The 15,997-nt window shown below is 59.8% G+C and carries 15 protein-coding genes; 5 read left to right on the top strand and 10 right to left on the bottom strand.

Annotated elements, in window-relative coordinates; all coding sequences use genetic code 11:
• Nucleotides 1–341 precede the first annotated feature (341 nt).
• The 4 genes from AB7M25_RS05830 to AB7M25_RS05815 all read right to left on the bottom strand — a co-directional run bounded on the left by AB7M25_RS05830 (nucleotide 342) and on the right by AB7M25_RS05815 (nucleotide 4,503).
• A complete protein-coding gene (locus AB7M25_RS05830) occupies nucleotides 342–1,106 on the bottom strand; it encodes an amino acid ABC transporter ATP-binding protein (protein ID WP_104449323.1) in 765 nt (254 codons plus the stop codon).
• A 10-nt stretch (nucleotides 1,107–1,116) separates the two neighbouring features.
• A complete protein-coding gene (locus AB7M25_RS05825) occupies nucleotides 1,117–2,214 on the bottom strand; it encodes an amino acid ABC transporter permease (RefSeq protein ID WP_429385067.1) in 1,098 nt (365 codons plus the stop codon).
• A gap of 10 nt (nucleotides 2,215–2,224) precedes the next feature.
• Nucleotides 2,225–3,406, bottom strand: coding sequence for an amino acid ABC transporter permease (locus tag AB7M25_RS05820; RefSeq protein WP_104449325.1), 1,182 nt, complete (start codon nucleotides 3,404–3,406; stop codon nucleotides 2,225–2,227).
• Between the two features lie 65 nt (nucleotides 3,407–3,471).
• Complete coding sequence (locus AB7M25_RS05815) at nucleotides 3,472–4,503, bottom strand: amino acid ABC transporter substrate-binding protein (RefSeq protein ID WP_007972676.1); 1,032 nt, start codon at nucleotides 4,501–4,503, stop codon at nucleotides 3,472–3,474.
• Nucleotides 4,504–4,971: 468 nt separating this feature from the next.
• On the opposite strand from AB7M25_RS05815, the gene AB7M25_RS05810 reads away from it, so the two are divergent.
• The 5 genes from AB7M25_RS05810 to AB7M25_RS05790 all read left to right on the top strand — a co-directional run bounded on the left by AB7M25_RS05810 (nucleotide 4,972) and on the right by AB7M25_RS05790 (nucleotide 10,290).
• A complete protein-coding gene (locus tag AB7M25_RS05810) occupies nucleotides 4,972–5,628 on the top strand; it encodes an alpha/beta hydrolase (protein ID WP_429561050.1) in 657 nt (218 codons plus the stop codon).
• 110 nt (nucleotides 5,629–5,738) lie between these two features.
• Entirely contained in the window at nucleotides 5,739–7,229 is a 1,491-nt protein-coding gene (gene rhlB, locus AB7M25_RS05805; protein ID WP_429385076.1) for an ATP-dependent RNA helicase RhlB, read from the top strand.
• A gap of 123 nt (nucleotides 7,230–7,352) precedes the next feature.
• Entirely contained in the window at nucleotides 7,353–8,297 is a 945-nt protein-coding gene (locus tag AB7M25_RS05800) for an ornithine cyclodeaminase family protein (RefSeq protein ID WP_429385078.1), read from the top strand.
• A gap of 133 nt (nucleotides 8,298–8,430) precedes the next feature.
• Nucleotides 8,431–9,558, top strand: a complete 1,128-nt coding sequence (locus AB7M25_RS05795) for an NAD(P)/FAD-dependent oxidoreductase (protein ID WP_429385081.1) — start codon at nucleotides 8,431–8,433, stop codon at nucleotides 9,556–9,558.
• 90 nt (nucleotides 9,559–9,648) lie between these two features.
• The gene (locus tag AB7M25_RS05790; RefSeq protein ID WP_007972668.1) at nucleotides 9,649–10,290 is read left to right on the top strand and encodes a helix-turn-helix transcriptional regulator; all 642 of its coding nucleotides are present in this window, start codon (nucleotides 9,649–9,651) and stop codon (nucleotides 10,288–10,290) included.
• A gap of 134 nt (nucleotides 10,291–10,424) precedes the next feature.
• On the opposite strand, the gene AB7M25_RS05785 is transcribed toward AB7M25_RS05790, so the two are convergent.
• The 6 genes from AB7M25_RS05785 to AB7M25_RS05760 form a co-directional block, all read right to left on the bottom strand.
• The gene (locus AB7M25_RS05785) at nucleotides 10,425–11,201 is read right to left on the bottom strand and encodes an ABC transporter substrate-binding protein (protein ID WP_015096730.1); all 777 of its coding nucleotides are present in this window, start codon (nucleotides 11,199–11,201) and stop codon (nucleotides 10,425–10,427) included.
• Between the two features lie 307 nt (nucleotides 11,202–11,508).
• The gene (moaE, locus tag AB7M25_RS05780) at nucleotides 11,509–11,961 is read right to left on the bottom strand and encodes a molybdopterin synthase catalytic subunit MoaE (RefSeq protein ID WP_429561052.1); all 453 of its coding nucleotides are present in this window, start codon (nucleotides 11,959–11,961) and stop codon (nucleotides 11,509–11,511) included.
• 3 nt (nucleotides 11,962–11,964) lie between these two features.
• The gene (gene moaD / locus AB7M25_RS05775; RefSeq protein ID WP_007989957.1) at nucleotides 11,965–12,207 is read right to left on the bottom strand and encodes a molybdopterin converting factor subunit 1; all 243 of its coding nucleotides are present in this window, start codon (nucleotides 12,205–12,207) and stop codon (nucleotides 11,965–11,967) included.
• Nucleotides 12,204–12,677 (bottom strand): cyclic pyranopterin monophosphate synthase MoaC, encoded by a 474-nt coding sequence (moaC, locus tag AB7M25_RS05770; protein ID WP_034148967.1) that lies wholly within the window; start codon nucleotides 12,675–12,677, stop codon nucleotides 12,204–12,206. The genes moaD and moaC overlap by 4 nt, the downstream gene beginning before the upstream one ends.
• A 247-nt stretch (nucleotides 12,678–12,924) precedes the next feature.
• Complete coding sequence (locus AB7M25_RS05765) at nucleotides 12,925–14,319, bottom strand: PhoH family protein (protein ID WP_007972659.1); 1,395 nt, start codon at nucleotides 14,317–14,319, stop codon at nucleotides 12,925–12,927.
• A gap of 335 nt (nucleotides 14,320–14,654) precedes the next feature.
• Nucleotides 14,655–15,779 (bottom strand): polysaccharide deacetylase family protein, encoded by a 1,125-nt coding sequence (locus tag AB7M25_RS05760; RefSeq protein ID WP_429385090.1) that lies wholly within the window; start codon nucleotides 15,777–15,779, stop codon nucleotides 14,655–14,657.
• Nucleotides 15,780–15,997 lie beyond the last annotated feature (218 nt).

Genomic DNA, 15,997 nt, shown 5'->3' with positions numbered 1-15,997 from the left:
TTCGCCCTCTCATCCAATCATAGGATGAATTTTCTGACATGTTAGTCAGACAAGGCAATCCACACAACCCATCTGTAGGAGCTGGCTTGCCAGCGATGCAGGCGACGCGGTGATCCGTGAAGAACCTTTTTTTGGGGGCTTCCATTTGAGCGTGGGCACGACCCCTTGTAGGAGCCAGCCTGCTGGCGATGGTCGTTAACGATGACGCGTATGAACTGGATAAACGCAGCGCACTTGAGTCCATCGCCAGCAAGCTGGCTCCTACAGTTTCCCGGGATTGCGCGCAGAACCAAAAAATAAACCCGGAACATGTCCGGGTTTATTTCAGTGCCTGGGTTCGATCAATGCAGGATCTGGCTCAGGAACAGCTTGGTGCGCTCGTTCTGAGGGTGATCGAAGAAGTCGTTCGGCGCGGCCTGTTCGACGATTTCGCCCTTGTCCATGAAGATCACGCGGTTGGCCACGGTGCGGGCGAAGCCCATTTCGTGGGTCACGCAGAGCATGGTCATGCCGTCTTCGGCCAGGCCGATCATGGTGTCCAGTACCTCTTTGACCATCTCCGGGTCGAGAGCCGACGTTGGCTCGTCGAACAGCATGATTTTCGGTTTCATGCACAGCGCGCGGGCGATCGCCACACGCTGTTGCTGACCGCCAGACAACTGCCCCGGGTATTTATGCGCCTGCTCCGGAATGCGTACGCGTTCCAGGTAGTGCATGGCGATTTCCTCGGCCTTGCGCTTGGGCATCTTGCGCACCCACATCGGCGCCAGGGTGCAGTTCTGCAGGATGGTCAGGTGCGGGAACAGGTTGAAATGCTGGAACACCATGCCGACTTCGCGGCGGATCGCTTCGATCTGCTTGAGGTCGTTGGTCAGTTCCACGCCATCGACCACGATGCGGCCCTGCTGGTGTTCTTCCAGGCGGTTGAGGCAGCGGATGGTGGTGGACTTGCCGGAACCCGACGGGCCGCACAACACGATACGCTCGCCCTGCTTGACGTTGAGGTTGATGTCTTTCAGCACGTGGAACTGGCCGTACCACTTGTTCACGCCCTGCATCTGAATAATGCCTTCAGGGCTCACAGGCTTTTTATTTGCTTCGCTCATAAAAGAACTCCTAACGCTTGTGGCCTGTGTCGAGCTTGCGTTCCAGATGCATGGAATAGCGCGACATACCAAAACAGAAAATCCAGAACACCAGGGCGGCGAACACATAGCCTTCGGTGGCCATGCCCAGCCATTTCGGATCGGCGGCGGCTTGCTTGACGCTGTTGAGCAGGTCGAACAGGCCGATGATGATCACAAGGCTGGTGTCCTTGAACAGCGCGATGAAGGTGTTGACGATGCCGGGGATCACCAGTTTCAGGGCTTGCGGCAGAATCACCAGGCCCATGCTGCGCCAGTAGCCCAGCCCCATCGCTGCAGCCGCTTCGTACTGCCCCTTGGGAATCGCTTGCAGACCACCGCGCACCACCTCGGCCACGTAGGCCGACTGGAACAGGATCACGCCGATCAGGGCCCGCAGCAGCTTGTCGAAGTTCATGCCTTCAGGCAGGAACAGCGGCAGCATCACCGAGGACATGAACAGCACCGTGATCAACGGCACACCGCGCCAGAACTCGATGAAGGTCACGCAGACCACCCGAATCGCCGGCATGTTCGAACGACGCCCCAAGGCCAGGACAATCCCCAGCGGCAGCGCACCGGCGATGCCGACGGTGGCGATCACCAGGGTCAGCATCAGGCCGCCCCACTGGCTGGTCGCTACCTGGGTCAGGCCGAAGATGCCGCCGTGCAACAGGAAGTAGGCAATGATCGGGTACAACACCAGGAAGCTCAGGCCATACACCGCTTTACGATGAAAGCGCGAGATGAACAACGGGGCCACGCCGATGACCGCCAGCCACACGGTCAGGTCCACTCGCCAGCGCAGTTCCGGCGGGTAGTAGCCGTACATGAATTGGCCGAAGCGCTGCTGGATGAACACCCAGCAGGCGCCGTCCTTCGTGCAGTCGGCGCGGGTCGTGCCCACCCAGTTGGCGTCGAGGATGGCCCACTGCAGGATCGGCGGCACCACCAGGTAGATGAGGTAGAACGCAAACAGGGTCAGCAGGGTATTGAGCCAGCTGGAGAACATGTTCGCGCGCATCCACGCCACCACACCGATGCTGCTGCTCGGTGGTGGCATGTCAGGTTTGAAAGTATGAGTGCTCATGCGCTTTTCCTTACCGCTCGATCAGCGCAATGCGCTTGTTGTACCAGTTCATCAGCAGGGAAATGCTGATACTGATCGCCAGGTACACGCTCATGGTGATCGCAATCACCTCGATCGCCTGGCCGGTCTGGTTGAGCACGGTCCCGGCGAACAGCGAGACCATTTCCGGATAACCGATACCGGCCGCCAGCGAGGAGTTCTTCGCCAGGTTCAGGTATTGGCTGGTCAGCGGTGGAATGATCACGCGCAGGGCTTGCGGGATGATCACCTTGCGCAGGGTCGGACCGTTGCGCAGGCCGAGGGAATGCGCCGCTTCGGTCTGGCCGTGGCTGACCGACTTGATGCCCGAGCGCACGATCTCGGCGATGAACGCCGCGGTGTACACGGTCAGGGCCAGTGTCAGCGCCAGCAGTTCCGGGATCAGCACCCAGCCACCGACGAAGTTGAAGCCTTGCAGCTTCGGCATTTCCCAGTGCAGCGGCGCGCCGAAGATCAGTGCGCACAAGGCCGGGATCACCAGGAACAGCGCCAGGCCGGTCCAGAACTTGTGGAACGGCACGCCGGTTTCTTCGAAGCGCTTGGTGGCCCAACGACTCATCAGCACGATGGCGACGATGGCGACTACAACGCTGACCACAAACGGCCAGAAACCATCTGCCATCAACGCCGCCGGCATGTTCAGACCACGGCTGCTGACAAAGAAGGTGTCGCCGAAATTGTGACTGTTGCGCGGCCCCGGCATGGTCAGGAACACCGCGAAGTACCAGAACAGGATCTGCAGCAGCGGCGGAATGTTGCGGAAAACTTCCACATACACCGTCGCCAGCTTGGCGATGATCCAGTTCTTCGACAGCCGCGCCACACCCACGATGAAACCCAGGATCGTCGCCAGGATCACGCCGATGAAAGTCACCAGCAGCGTATTGAGCAGGCCGATGACAAACACCCGGGCGTATGTGTCCGCTTCGGTGTAGTCGATCAGGTGTTGAGCGATGCCGAAACCGGCACTGCGCTCCAGAAAGTCGAAACCGGAGGTAATGCCCCGGTGCTGCAGGTTGGTCTGGGTGTTATCGAACAGATACCAGCCCAGCGAGACCACCCCGATAATCGTGATGATCTGGAATACCCACGCACGCACTCGTGGATCGCTGAGGCTGAGCCTCTGCTTAGGTGCGCCGATTGAATTTTGCATGAAGTGCCCCGGAAATAATGGAACAGAACATCACCCGGTGGTTGGCCCACCGGGTGATAGAACCATCAGCGCACTGGTGGTGCGTATTGAATGCCGCCAGCGTTCCACAGAGCGTTCAGCCCGCGGTCGATTTCCAGCGGGGTGCTCTTGCCGAGGTTTTTCTCGAACACTTCGCCGTAGTTGCCCACTTGCTTGACGATTTGCACGACCCAGTCTTTCTTCACTTTCAGGTCTTTGCCGTATTCACCGTCGGTGCCGAGCAGACGGGCAACGTCTGGGTTCTTGGTGCCCTTGGCTTCGGCTTCTACGTTCTTCGAAGTGATGCCGGCTTCTTCAGCGTTGAGCATGGCGTAGCCAGTCCAGCGCACGATGGCCAGCCACTCGTCGTCGCCATTACGCACGACCGGGCCCAGGGGCTCCTTGGAAATGGTTTCCGGCAGAACCACGTAGTCCTTCGGCGAAGCCAGCTTGCTGCGCTGGGCGAACAGCTGGGATTTGTCGGAGGTCAGTACGTCGCAACGACCGGATTCCAGCGACTTGGCGCTTTCGTCGGAGGTGTCGAAGGTGATCGGGGTGTATTTCAGGCCGTTGCCGCGGAAGTAGTCGGAAACGTTCAGCTCGGTAGTGGTACCGGCCTGGATGCAGATGGTTGCACCATCCAGCTCTTTAGCGCTTTTCACGCCCAGCTTGTTGTTTACCAGGAAGCCGATGCCGTCGTAGTAGGTGATGAAGCCCGGGAATTTCAGGCCCATGCCCGCGTCACGGGAACTGGTCATGGTGGTGTTGCGCGACAGAATGTCGATTTCGCCGGACTGCAGCGCGGTGAAGCGCTCCTTGGCGTTCAACTGGCTGAACTTGACCTTGGTCGCGTCGCCGAAGACAGCCGCCGCCACTGCACGGCAGTAGTCAGCATCGATACCGACGATCTTGCCGGTGGAATCCGGAACCGAGAAGCCTGGCAGGCCATCGCTGACGCCACACTGCACGAAACCTTTCTTCATCACTGCATCCAGGGTTGCACCCGCCTGGGCAAACCCGCTGACACCGAGTACCGCGGCTGCAGTCACGATAGCCAGGGTGGATTTCAACATCTTCATTCAAACCTCCAGTTTTGCTCTTGTTGTGTCGGAGCGTGAGTCCTGTCGCACCCTTTTGAGGCGTAGTCGACCCGTGTTGGCTTGTTTTGGGGTCAACCGACGTAAGACGTTAGCTATGAGTCTAGTAGGAGAAAATCCACGTCATGGAAAACTCACTCTCACCAGTCGGCCGAACGGGCTGTAGCCCTTTCACGTTCGCGAAGCCCCGTATCGGCCTTTGGCGAACATCCATCACCGGATTCTTTTCAATCCCACTAACAACCTCGGCCTGATAGTGTTACCGACAGGCGTAGGATTTTTCATACAGAGTTCGCCATAGCAAAGCCCGTACCAGACCGCTCGCCGAAGCGGTTCAGCTGCAGGTCAATAGCAAAACTTGTAACCTTGCGACATCTTCGTAACTGATCAACCAGTCACGCACTCAGCCCTCGCACTCAATGAGCGCGCACGCACACTTTTGGAGCAGCCATGACCAACCCCTTGATTCTTGAACCCGTCAAGACCGCAGACGCCTGCGTTATCTGGCTGCACGGCCTGGGTGCCGATCGCTACGACTTCCTGCCCGTGGCCGAAGCCCTGCAGGAATCCCTGTTGAGCACCCGCTTTGTTTTGCCCCAGGCGCCGAGCCGTGCCGTCACCATCAACGGCGGATACGAGATGCCGAGCTGGTACGACATATTGGCCATGAGCCCCGCGCGCGCGATCAACCGCGAGCAACTGGAAGAGTCTGCCAACTGGATCATCGAACTGATCGAATTGCAGAAGGCCAGCGGAATAGACGCCTCGCGGATTTTTCTGGCCGGTTTTTCCCAGGGCGGTGCCGTGGTGTTCCACACCGCGTATCTGAAGTGGCAGGGACCGCTGGGAGGCGTCGTTGCCCTTTCTACTTATGCACCGACCTTCAGTGACGATCTGGAACTGTCCGCCAGCCAGCAGCGCATACCGGTACTGTCGATGCACGGCCAATACGACGATGTGGTGCAGAACTCGATGGGACGCAGCGCCTACGAGCACCTTAAGCATCGTGGTGTCACCGTGACATGGCAGGAATACCCAATGGGCCACGAAGTGTTACCCGAGGAAATTCGCGACATCGGCGCCTGGCTCACCGAGCGCTTGCGTTAACCCTTCAGGTTCCTTTCTTTGTTTAAAAGGCCCCTTTGATCCATCCCACTACGCCGCGCCCGATTCTTGCATTACACTGGCCGGCGTACATTCCTTAACCAATTGATGAGATGACCGTGCTCAAAGCACTCAAGAAAATGTTCGGTAAAAGCGAGACTGAGCAACTCGCGCCAGTCCCCAGCGCTCCGTCTCACGCTCCCAGCCACCGCACCGACGGTAATCAGCCTGAACGGGCCGCCACCACGGCGGCACCCAAGCATGAGCCGAAGCCCGCACCCGCTGCCCAGCCTGTGGCGATAGCAGCCCCGGAACAGCCGCTCAGCGAAACGCCGAAACCCGCTAAACCGCGCCGCGAACCCAAGCCCAAGGCGCCGGTCATCCCATGGAAACTCGAAGACTTCGTTGTCGAGCCCCAGGAAGGCAAAACCCGCTTCCACGATTTCAAGCTGGCCCCTGAACTGATGCATGCCATCCAAGACCTGGGCTTCCCGTATTGCACACCGATCCAGGCACAGGTGCTGGGCTTCACCCTCGCTGGCAAAGACGCCATCGGCCGCGCCCAGACCGGTACCGGCAAGACCGCCGCATTCCTGATCTCGATCATCACCCAGTTGCTGCAAACCCCGCCGCCGAAAGAGCGCTACATGGGTGAGCCACGGGCACTGATCATCGCGCCGACCCGCGAACTGGTGGTGCAGATCGCCAAGGACGCCGCCGACCTGACCAAGTACACCGGCCTCAACGTCATGACCTTCGTCGGCGGCATGGACTTCGACAAGCAGCTCAAGCACCTCGAAGCCCGCCACTGCGACATCCTGGTGGCCACGCCGGGCCGCCTGCTGGACTTCAACCAGCGCGGCGACGTGCATCTGGACATGGTCGAAGTGATGGTGCTGGACGAAGCCGACCGCATGCTCGACATGGGCTTCATCCCGCAAGTGCGCCAGATCATTCGCCAGACGCCGCCGAAGGCCGAGCGCCAGACGCTGCTGTTCTCCGCGACCTTCACCGAAGACGTGATGAACCTGGCCAAGCAATGGACCACCGACCCTGCCATCGTCGAAATCGAAGTCACCAACGTGGCCAACGAAAACGTCGAGCAGCATATCTACGCCGTGGCCGCTGCCGACAAATACAAACTGCTCTACAACCTGGTCAACGACAATGGCTGGGAACGGGTGATCGTGTTCGCCAACCGCAAGGATGAAGTGCGGCGCATCGAAGAACGCCTGGTGCGCGACGGCATCAACGCCGCGCAACTGTCCGGCGACGTGCCGCAGCACAAGCGCATCAAGACCCTCGAAGGTTTCCGCGAAGGCAAGATCCGCGTCCTGGTCGCCACCGACGTGGCCGGTCGCGGTATCCACATCGACGGCATCAGCCACGTGATCAACTTCACCCTGCCGGAAGTGCCCGACGACTACGTGCACCGCATCGGACGGACCGGGCGTGCTGGCGCCGACGGTGTGTCCATCAGCTTTGCCGGTGAAGACGACTCCTACCAGTTACCGTCCATCGAGGAAAAACTGGGGCGCAAGATCAGCTGTGAAACACCACCGACGCATCTGTTGCGGGCGGTTGAGCGCAAGCGTCCACATTAAACGACGCTGAAAAGACAAGCGCAGCCGGAAACGGACTGCGCTTTTTTTTCGCCCGGATATTGTGAGATACAACTAAAAGTCCATAATGGACAAATTAGTTTACTTTCAGTCCCGGAGCCGACCATGTCCAATACGCCCCAAGTGATCAACCAGAACCAGGCTCGCGAGTGGCTGGCGCAGGTCGACGTGCCGCAGATCCTGCGCAAAATGTTCCGTGACCTGGCGGCCGGGCAAGCCGTGCAACCGGCACAACAACTGGTGGAATTTCCCCAGGGCGCCGGCGACTTCATCAACTACCTGGGGGTGTTGGCCGAAGACGGCGTGTACGGCATCAAGACTTCGCCGTACATCGTCCGTGAGCAGGGACCCTTGGTGACCGCGTGGACTGTGCTGATGTCGATGCAGACCGGCCAGCCGCTATTGCTGTGCGACGCAGGTGAACTGACCACCGCACGCACCGCCGCGACCACTGCCGTGGCGGTCGATGCCCTCGCGCCGCTGACTGCCAATCGCCTGGCCATCATCGGCAGCGGCAAAGTGGCCCAGGCGCACCTGCATTACGTGAAAGGCCTGCGCGACTGGCAGAGCATCAGCCTGTACGCGCCGAACCTGAGCGAGGATGCTCAAACCGTGAGCCTGTTGAAAAACATCGAGCCACGCCTGAACATCGTCGAGAGTCGCGAAGCTGCCGTGCAGGACGCCGACGTGATCATGCTCTGCACCTCATCCGCCGGTCCGGTGATCGATCCGTCGAGCTTGCGTAAACCGGCGCTGATCACCTCCATCAGTACCAACGCCCCGCGTGCCCACGAAGTGCCGCCGCAAAGCCTCAATGACATGCAGGTGTTCTGCGACTATCGCCTGACCACCCCGGGCGCGGCCGGTGAAATGCTGATCGCCGGCGAACAACACGGCTGGGACAAGAGCGCAATTGTCGGCGATCTGCCGGACCTGCTCAGCGATAAAGTCCAGCGCCCCGGTTACGATCGGCATGTGTTTTTCCGCTCCATCGGCCTGGGCCTGGAAGACATTGCGCTGGCCAATGCGATCTACCGCTTGCAGCCTTAACCTCACAAACCTGTAGGAGCTGGCTTGCCAGCGATACAGACGCCGCGGTCCATCAGATAAACCGCGGTGATGCTATCGCCGGCAAGCCGGCTCCTACAGGGACTAGCCATTTGTGCTCTTTCAGGAGACGTTCATGAGCCAGGCAGATTTCATCATCATCGGCGGCGGTATCGCCGGCGCTTCCACCGGTTTCTGGCTGTCGCAGCATGGCCGTGTGATCGTACTCGAACGCGAATCCCATCCGGCCTACCATTCCACCGGACGTTCGGCGGCGCTGTACACCGCCGCCTACGGCACCCCGCAAGTTCGCGCACTGACCCTGGCCAGCCGGGATTTTTTCGACAATCCGCCCAGCGGTTTCTGCGAACACCCGTTGCTGACGCCACGCGGTGAAATGACCGTGGATTTCACCGGCGACCCGGACGAACTGAACAGGCAATACCAGAGCGCGAAAGCCACGGTGCCGGAGATGCAATTGCTCAGCACCGACGAGGCCTGCGCGCTGGTACCGATCCTGCGCCGGGAAAAAGTCCACGGCGCGATCTACGATCCGACCGCCACCGACATCGACACCGATGCCCTGCATCAGGGATACCTGCGCGGCATCCGCCGCAATCAGGGCGAAGTCCACACCGACGCCGAAGTCGTCAGCCTGAGCCGCGATGACCAGGGTACATGGCACGTCCAGACCGGCACTCAGACCTTCAACGCCCCGGTCATCATCAACGCCGCCGGCGCCTGGGCCGACAAGATCGGCGAACTGGCTGGCGCCAGGCCCCTGGGCCTGCAACCGAAACGCCGCGCCGCGTTCATCTTCGCCGGCCCGGAGGGCGTGGACATCCATCATTGGCCAATGCTGGTCAGCCTCGACGAATCCTTCTACATGAAACCCGACGCCGGGATGTTCCTTGGTTCGCCGGCCAACGCCGACCCGGTGGAGCCCCATGACGTACAGCCTGAAGAGCTGGACATCGCCATGGGCATCTACCAGATCGAAGAGGCCACGACCCTGACCATTCGCCGCCCGACCCGCACCTGGGCCGGCCTGCGCAGCTTCGTCAGCGACGGCGATTTGCTGTCCGGCTTCGATCCACAGGTGCCGGGGCTGTTCTGGGTCGCGGCGCAAGGCGGGTATGGCATCCAGACGTCGCCGGCCATGGGCCAGGCCAGCGCCGCTCTGGTGCGCGGTGCAGCGTTGCCCGAGTCGCTCGGTCGTTTCGGCCTGAATGCCGACATGCTCTCCCCTGCCCGCCTCGGCTGAGCCTGATCCTCAGGTGACGTGCCCCCACGATTACGGCACACTTTCAGCGCCCCTTTGATGGGGCGCTGACGCTGCCTGGAGTTCCACTGTATGAACGCCCCCGAAAAAGACTCGGCCCTGGACGACACGTCCCTGGATAACTTCCACGCGATCGCCGACGCCATCGCCACGTTGTTTTTCCCCCACGCCGAAGTGGTGCTGCACGACCTGCGCACGCAAAAGGTCGACTACATCGCCAACAACCTGTCCAAGCGGGAAATCGGCGACGACTCGGCGCTGGAAGACATGCTCAGCGACGATGTCAGCGAACGAAACATCGGGCCGTATGAAAAGCTCAATTGGGATGGCCAGAAGATTCGCAGCCTCAGCACGGTGCTGCGCGACAGCGAAGGTCATCCGCTGGCGGTGCTGTGCATCAACCTGAATATTTCGCTGTTCGAAAATGCCAAGGCCGCTTTGGACCTGTTCCTGTCGCCGACCAAGCTGATCCCGCAACCGGATGCACTGTTCCGCGATGACTGGCAGGAGCGGATCAACACCTTCCTCCACGCCTGGCTGCGCGAACGTCAGTTGAGCCTGAACCTGCTGACCCGCGACCACAAACGTGAGCTGGTGCTGGCGTTGCACGCCGAAGGCGCGTTCAAGGGCAAAAGCGCCTCGAACTACGTCGCCAATGTGCTGAACATGGGCCGGGCGACGGTGTACAAGCATTTGAAGGAATTGAAGGGCTAGGCCCTGAGATTTGTATTGCTGGATCTGGCCTCTTCGCGAGCAAGCCCGCTCCCACACTGGTTCTGCGTCGAACACAAAATCTGTGTTTGGTAGAGATCCATTGTGGGAGCGGGCTTGCTCGCGAAAGCGGACTATCAGTCGCCGTAAATGTCGGACTTGAAGTACTTGTCCGAAATCTTCTGGTACTCACCACTGGCACGAATGCCATCAATGGCCGTGTTCAACTCGCTGACCAACTCGGTGTTGCCCTTGCGCACGGCAATCCCCGCACCCTCGCCCACATACTTCGGATCTTTCAGCTCAGGCCCGACAAAGGCGTAACCCTTGCCACGCGGCATCGACAGAAAGTCATTGAGTGGAATGGTGTCGGCAAAAATCGCGTCGAGGCGACCGGCCGCCAGGTCCATGTAGATTTCTTCGTTGTTGCTGTAGCGCTTGACGTTGATGCCCTTGGGCTCGAACACCTCGGTGGCGTAACGGTCGGTGGTGGTGGCACGCTGCACGCCGACGGTCTTGCCCTTGAGGCTGGCGTACTGGTCATCCACCACCGCGCCGTCCTTCATCACCAGGCGCGACGAAGTGAAATAGTACTTGTGGGTGAAGTCCACCGACTTCTTGCGGTCTTCATTGATGGTCATGGACGACAGCGCCATGTCGATTTTCTTCACCTTCAGGGAAGGAATCAGACCGTCGAACTCGCCTTCGACCCACACACACTTGACCTTCATCTGGGCGCACAGGGCATTGCCGATGTCATAGTCGAAACCGACGATCTCGCCTTTGTCGGTTTTCGAAGCGAAGGGTGGATACGCGGCTTCGATGCCGATGCGCAGGGTTTTCTCGGCGGCGAACACAGAACTGCACGCCAACAGGCTCAGGGCCAGACCGGTGATGAGGGGGAACTTCTTCATGTTCGTTTTCTCGCGGTTGTTGTTGGTTTGGCAAGACAGAAGAAAAAGCTGAAACGGGGTGGAAACCTTTTTTGTACTTATAATTCCATACTGGACTTTTATGTATAAATCGTCAATGAGGCAAATACAGCCCGTGCCGGCCGATGGTCGGGTGGTGGTTCTGCAAGGTATTGGGTGAGTCAGATGGCCCCTTCGCGAGCAAGCCCACTCCCACAGGGTTCTGTGTCGTACACAAAATTTGTGTTCAACCAGATCCACTGTGGGAGCGGGCTTGCTCGCGAAGACGGACTAAAGAACGCCGCAGAAACTACTGCTTCCAGCGATCCGCCGCCGCATGGTCACTGTCACGCCCTTCCACCCAACGCGGCCCGTCGCTGGTGTTTTCTTTCTTCCAGAACGGCGCGCGGGTTTTCAGGTAATCCATGACAAAGGCGCAGGCATCGAATGCCGCCTGGCGATGGGCGCTGGCCGCGCCGACGAAGACAATCGGCTCGCCCGGTTCCAAGGCGCCAATGCGGTGCAGCACTTCCAGCTTGAGCAGCGGCCAGCGCTGCCCGGCCTCGACGGCGATCTTGCCCAGGGCCTTTTCAGTCATGCCGGGATAGTGTTCAAGGAACATCCCGGCGACGTCCAGGCCGTCATTGAAGTCGCGCACATAGCCGACAAAGCTCACCACCGCACCCACACCGACATTGGCGTCGTGCATGGCGTTGACCTCGGCGCCCGGATCGAACGGCGTGGACTGCACGCGAATGGCCATGGTTCAGCCTCCGGTCACAGTCGGAAAGAACGCCACTTCATCGCCCTCGCTGACCGGCTCGTCGAGCTGGCAGAGGTCTTCATTGCGGGCGCACATCAGGTTCTGCTCGCTCAAGACCTCGGCACCGTCACGCTGGGCCAACAGGGCCCGGACGTCGTCAACGGTAGCGAAATCACCTTGAACCTTCACCGAGTCCAGCCCCAGCGCTTCACGATAACGGGCGAAAAACTTCACGGTCACGTTCATGGCTGGTCCGCCTGGAAATGTCCGCTCTTGCCGCCGACCTTCTCCAGCAGACGCACGCTTTCGATGGTCATGCCACGGTCCACGGCCTTGCACATGTCGTAGATGGTCAGCGCGGCGACACTGGCGGCGGTCAGGGCTTCCATCTCGACGCCGGTCTGCCCGGACAGCTTGCAGCGCGCCACGATGCGCACCGAATCGTCGCCTTCGGCACTGAGCTCGACCTTGACGCCGGTCAGCATCAGCGGATGGCACAGGGGAATCAGATCGCTGGTTTTCTTCGCCGCCTGGATGCCGGCAATGCGCGCCACGGCAAACACATCACCCTTGGGATGGCCGCCGCTGACGATCATCTGCAGGGTCTCGGGCAGCATGCGCACCAGCGCTTGGGCCGTCGCCTCACGGAACGTCACGGCTTTTTCAGTGACGTCGACCATGTTGGCGCGGCCTTGGGAATCGAGATGAGTCAGCACGGGATTACTCCTGATCAGGAGCGTCGATTGTAAACCTGTGGGTCAATTTTTCGCACGCACGATTATCGGTCCACACATCCCCCTGTAGGAGCGAGCCTGCTCGCGAAAAACGCAAGGACAACGTGGTCATTCAGGCAACACGCATTATCGTTCACGTCCATCGCGAGCAGGCTCGCTCCTACAGGGGTTATGTGTCGGGCATAAAAAACCGGGCGGCCCGCGAAGGCCGCCCGGTTTGGGTGAAGGGTTACAAATGCGATTCGGCGTATTCGGCCAGGATCGAACGTGGCACCCCTTGCAGGGTGATGTGTACCCCGTTCGGGAAGTCCTTGAAGCGTTCAGTGAGGTAGGTCAGCCCGGAGCTGGTCGCGGACAGGTAAGGGGTGTCGATCTGTGCCAGGTTGCCCAGGCACACCACTTTGGAACCGGCGCCGGCACGGGTGATGATGGTTTTCATCTGGTGCGGCGTGAGGTTCTGGCATTCGTCGATCAGGATCAGGCTCTGCTGGAAGCTGCGACCCCGGATGTAGTTGAGGGATTTGAACTGCAACGGCACTTTGCTGAGGATGTAGTCGACGCTGCCATGGGTGCTTTCGTCATCCATGTGCAAGGCTTCGAGGTTGTCGGTGATGGCGCCCAGCCACGGCTCCATTTTTTCCGCCTCGGTGCCGGGCAGGAAGCCGATTTCCTGGTCCAGGCCCTGCACGCTGCGGGTGGCGATGATGCGGCGATAACGTTTGCTGACCATGGTCTGCTCGATCGCAGCGGCCAGCGCCAGGATGGTTTTACCCGAGCCTGCGGCACCCGACAGGTTGACCAGGTGGATGTCCGGATCGAGCAAGGCGTACAACGCCAGGCTCTGATAGATATCACGCGGTTTCAGGCCCCAGGCCTCCTGATGCAGCAGCGGTTCCTGGTGCAGGTCGAGGATCAGCAAGCGGTCCTCTTCGATCTCCTTGATCCAGCCGACAAAGCCCTGTTCATCAATGATGAACTCGTTGATGTGCACCGCCGGCAGGTTGTCGATCAACTGCACCTGATGCCAGGTGCGACCGTGGTCCTGACGGGTTTCGACCTTGCTTACACGGTCCCAGAAAGAGCCGGTCATGTTGTGGTAGCCATTGGGCAGCAAGGACACGTCATCGACCAGTTGGTCGGTGCTGTAGTCCTCGGCCGCGATCCCGCAGGCGCGCGCCTTGAGGCGCATGTTGATGTCTTTGGTGACCAGCACCACGGGCTTCTTCGGGTCGCGTGTGTGCAGATCGATCAGTTGGTTGATGATTTTGTTGTCATTCAGGTGCTCGGGCAGAATCAGGTTCGGCTCGGCATGCTTGCTCATCAGAATTGACAGCAAACCCTTGGGTCCGCTTTTGCCACGCTGGATCGGCACACCCTGCTCGACGTCCTCGGGTGAGGCATCGCCCAGGGTCTTGTCGATCAGGCGGATGGCCTGGCGGCATTCGGCGGCAACGCTGTGATGCCCGCTCTTGAGCTTGTCGAGCTCTTCAAGCACGGTCATCGGGATCGCGACGTGGTGTTCTTCGAAGTTGAGCAGGGCGTTTGGATCGTGAATCAATACGTTGGTATCGAGTACATAAAGGATTGGCTGGTTGGAAGAAGAGCTACGTCCGTGATCATCCATACTCGGTCACCTTTGTGGGAGCCATTCGACGCAATACCCTGACGGTGCTGCGCCTCGAAGTGACTGCCGAATACACCTGCGGGGACTCAAGTGTTTTGCCTGCATGGCGGGGTCTTGGGAGACGCCACCTGTGTTGCAGGTTTCGGCGGTCTGTCTTCGTAATACTCCAAAACGTGTGACAAAAAAAATACTTTGACGCTTTTTTGAAGTTTATTTTTCAGAGTGACCAATAACACTTGGCGGACTGCCATCACCCGTTTACAGTCGGAAGTCAACCTGCAACGAATCCCCCTGCGAGATCGCCAAAAACCCAATGTTTACTGGGTCTGGTCGTTTCAGCGAAACGCATCCTGGCAATCCTCCCAACCGATCCCGACCGGCGCCGTTTGCGTGACCAGCCACGGCAACGCCGTTTTCACCCCCTCCTGTTTCACGTTGAAATTGATGACCCCGTGCCGCCACAGCAGCATCAGGGTCAGCACCCGTTGCGCACTCGGGTTGCCCTTGAGTTTGCCGGCGCCGTCCTGGGCGTCGATGTCCCACAGGGCTACCTGCAAACCCTGAGCCTTGAAGAAGCCTTCGGCATCGGAACGGCGCTGGCCATCGGGCGGACGGAACAGTGGCACGAAGTTCTCCGGCAGCTTGCTTTTGACCAGTTCGGCGCTGCGGCGCACCGAGTCCTGCCAGTCCTGCCAGTGACTGTGGGAGCGAAATTCCCAGCCTTGCACGCCGATGCACTGGGTCGAGTAGGTCGCTTGCAGGTGACTCACCGATTGCTCGGTCAAACGGGACTGGATGTCCTTGCCGAGGACGAAGAACGTCCCGCTGATGTTCGACTTGCGCAGGTACTCGGCGACCCAGGCGGTGTTGTCCGGCGCGGCGTTGGCAGCACTGTCGAAGGTCAGCAGAAACAGCCGGTCGTGCATCCCTTCGCCGGAGCGCTCATAGTCGCCAAAATGATCGACTTCGCTGCTGGTTTGCGGGAACAGGGCGGCCTTGCGCAATTGTTCGTCCAGGTACTGGGTGTGGAACACACGACTCGGTTCGGCCCACTTGATGTAGTAGCTGTCTGCACTGACCTGGAACCTGGCGGCTTGTTCGCGCAGGGTGGGCATGTCTTCGACCAGAAAACAGAACGAGGCATCCTGGTCGCAACTCTGCTGGGCGTAGTTGTAGTTGGCCAGCAGCCGTTGCCACAGATGCTGGCGAACCCGGTTGACCGATTCCAGGTTGATCGTACGCAAGCCCAGGCGCTGGGCCAGGGCGGGTTCATCCAGCGATTCGCTGGCCAACAGCACACTGGAAAACATGAGGATCTCGGCCCTCGACGCCACGTCGAACAGCGTTGGACTGACGAGCTTTTCTGGCCAGGTGCTGCGATCAAGCGTCGCCACATCGCCCGGTGCCGCGATGGCGCCGAAGCTCAGTAGCCAGATCGAGATGAGCAAAGCGATACGCAATGGGATGTCTCCATAACAAAACCCGCGCGGCACTATAGCTGATCGCGGACCTCATTCCCGCAGCAACCCCAATCTCCTGTGGGAGCGAGCTTGCTCGCGATGACGGTGCATCAGCCAACATCTTTTCCGAATGTCAGACCGCTATCGCGAGCAAGCTCGCTCCCACAGGGTTTGGTGCAAGGCCACCGGCCATCACCTATTACCCCGATAGCTGGAGT

This window comes from Pseudomonas sp. AP3_22 TE3818 (assembly GCF_053628995.1).
Note: the sequence above shows the minus strand (reverse complement) of the source record. Positions and strands in the feature narration are given on the sequence as shown.

Excerpts from the sequence above, each read along its gene's own strand:
- AB7M25_RS05795 (WP_429385081.1), top strand. The coding sequence starts at position 8,431 with ATGAGCCAGGCAGATTTCATCATCATCGGCGGCGGTATCGCCGGCGCT.
- AB7M25_RS05800 (WP_429385078.1), top strand. The coding sequence starts at position 7,353 with ATGTCCAATACGCCCCAAGTGATCAACCAGAACCAGGCTCGCGAGTGG.
- AB7M25_RS05820 (WP_104449325.1), bottom strand. The coding sequence starts at position 3,406 with ATGCAAAATTCAATCGGCGCACCTAAGCAGAGGCTCAGCCTCAGCGAT.
- rhlB (WP_429385076.1), top strand. The coding sequence starts at position 5,739 with ATGACCGTGCTCAAAGCACTCAAGAAAATGTTCGGTAAAAGCGAGACT.
- AB7M25_RS05790 (WP_007972668.1), top strand. The coding sequence starts at position 9,649 with ATGAACGCCCCCGAAAAAGACTCGGCCCTGGACGACACGTCCCTGGAT.
- AB7M25_RS05825 (WP_429385067.1), bottom strand. The coding sequence starts at position 2,214 with ATGAGCACTCATACTTTCAAACCTGACATGCCACCACCGAGCAGCAGC.
- AB7M25_RS05785 (WP_015096730.1), bottom strand. The coding sequence starts at position 11,201 with ATGAAGAAGTTCCCCCTCATCACCGGTCTGGCCCTGAGCCTGTTGGCG.
- moaE (WP_429561052.1), bottom strand. The coding sequence starts at position 11,961 with ATGGCCATTCGCGTGCAGTCCACGCCGTTCGATCCGGGCGCCGAGGTC.
- AB7M25_RS05810 (WP_429561050.1), top strand. The coding sequence starts at position 4,972 with ATGACCAACCCCTTGATTCTTGAACCCGTCAAGACCGCAGACGCCTGC.
- AB7M25_RS05815 (WP_007972676.1), bottom strand. The coding sequence starts at position 4,503 with ATGAAGATGTTGAAATCCACCCTGGCTATCGTGACTGCAGCCGCGGTA.
- moaD (WP_007989957.1), bottom strand. The coding sequence starts at position 12,207 with ATGAACGTGACCGTGAAGTTTTTCGCCCGTTATCGTGAAGCGCTGGGG.
- AB7M25_RS05830 (WP_104449323.1), bottom strand. The coding sequence starts at position 1,106 with ATGAGCGAAGCAAATAAAAAGCCTGTGAGCCCTGAAGGCATTATTCAG.
- AB7M25_RS05765 (WP_007972659.1), bottom strand. The coding sequence starts at position 14,319 with ATGGATGATCACGGACGTAGCTCTTCTTCCAACCAGCCAATCCTTTAT.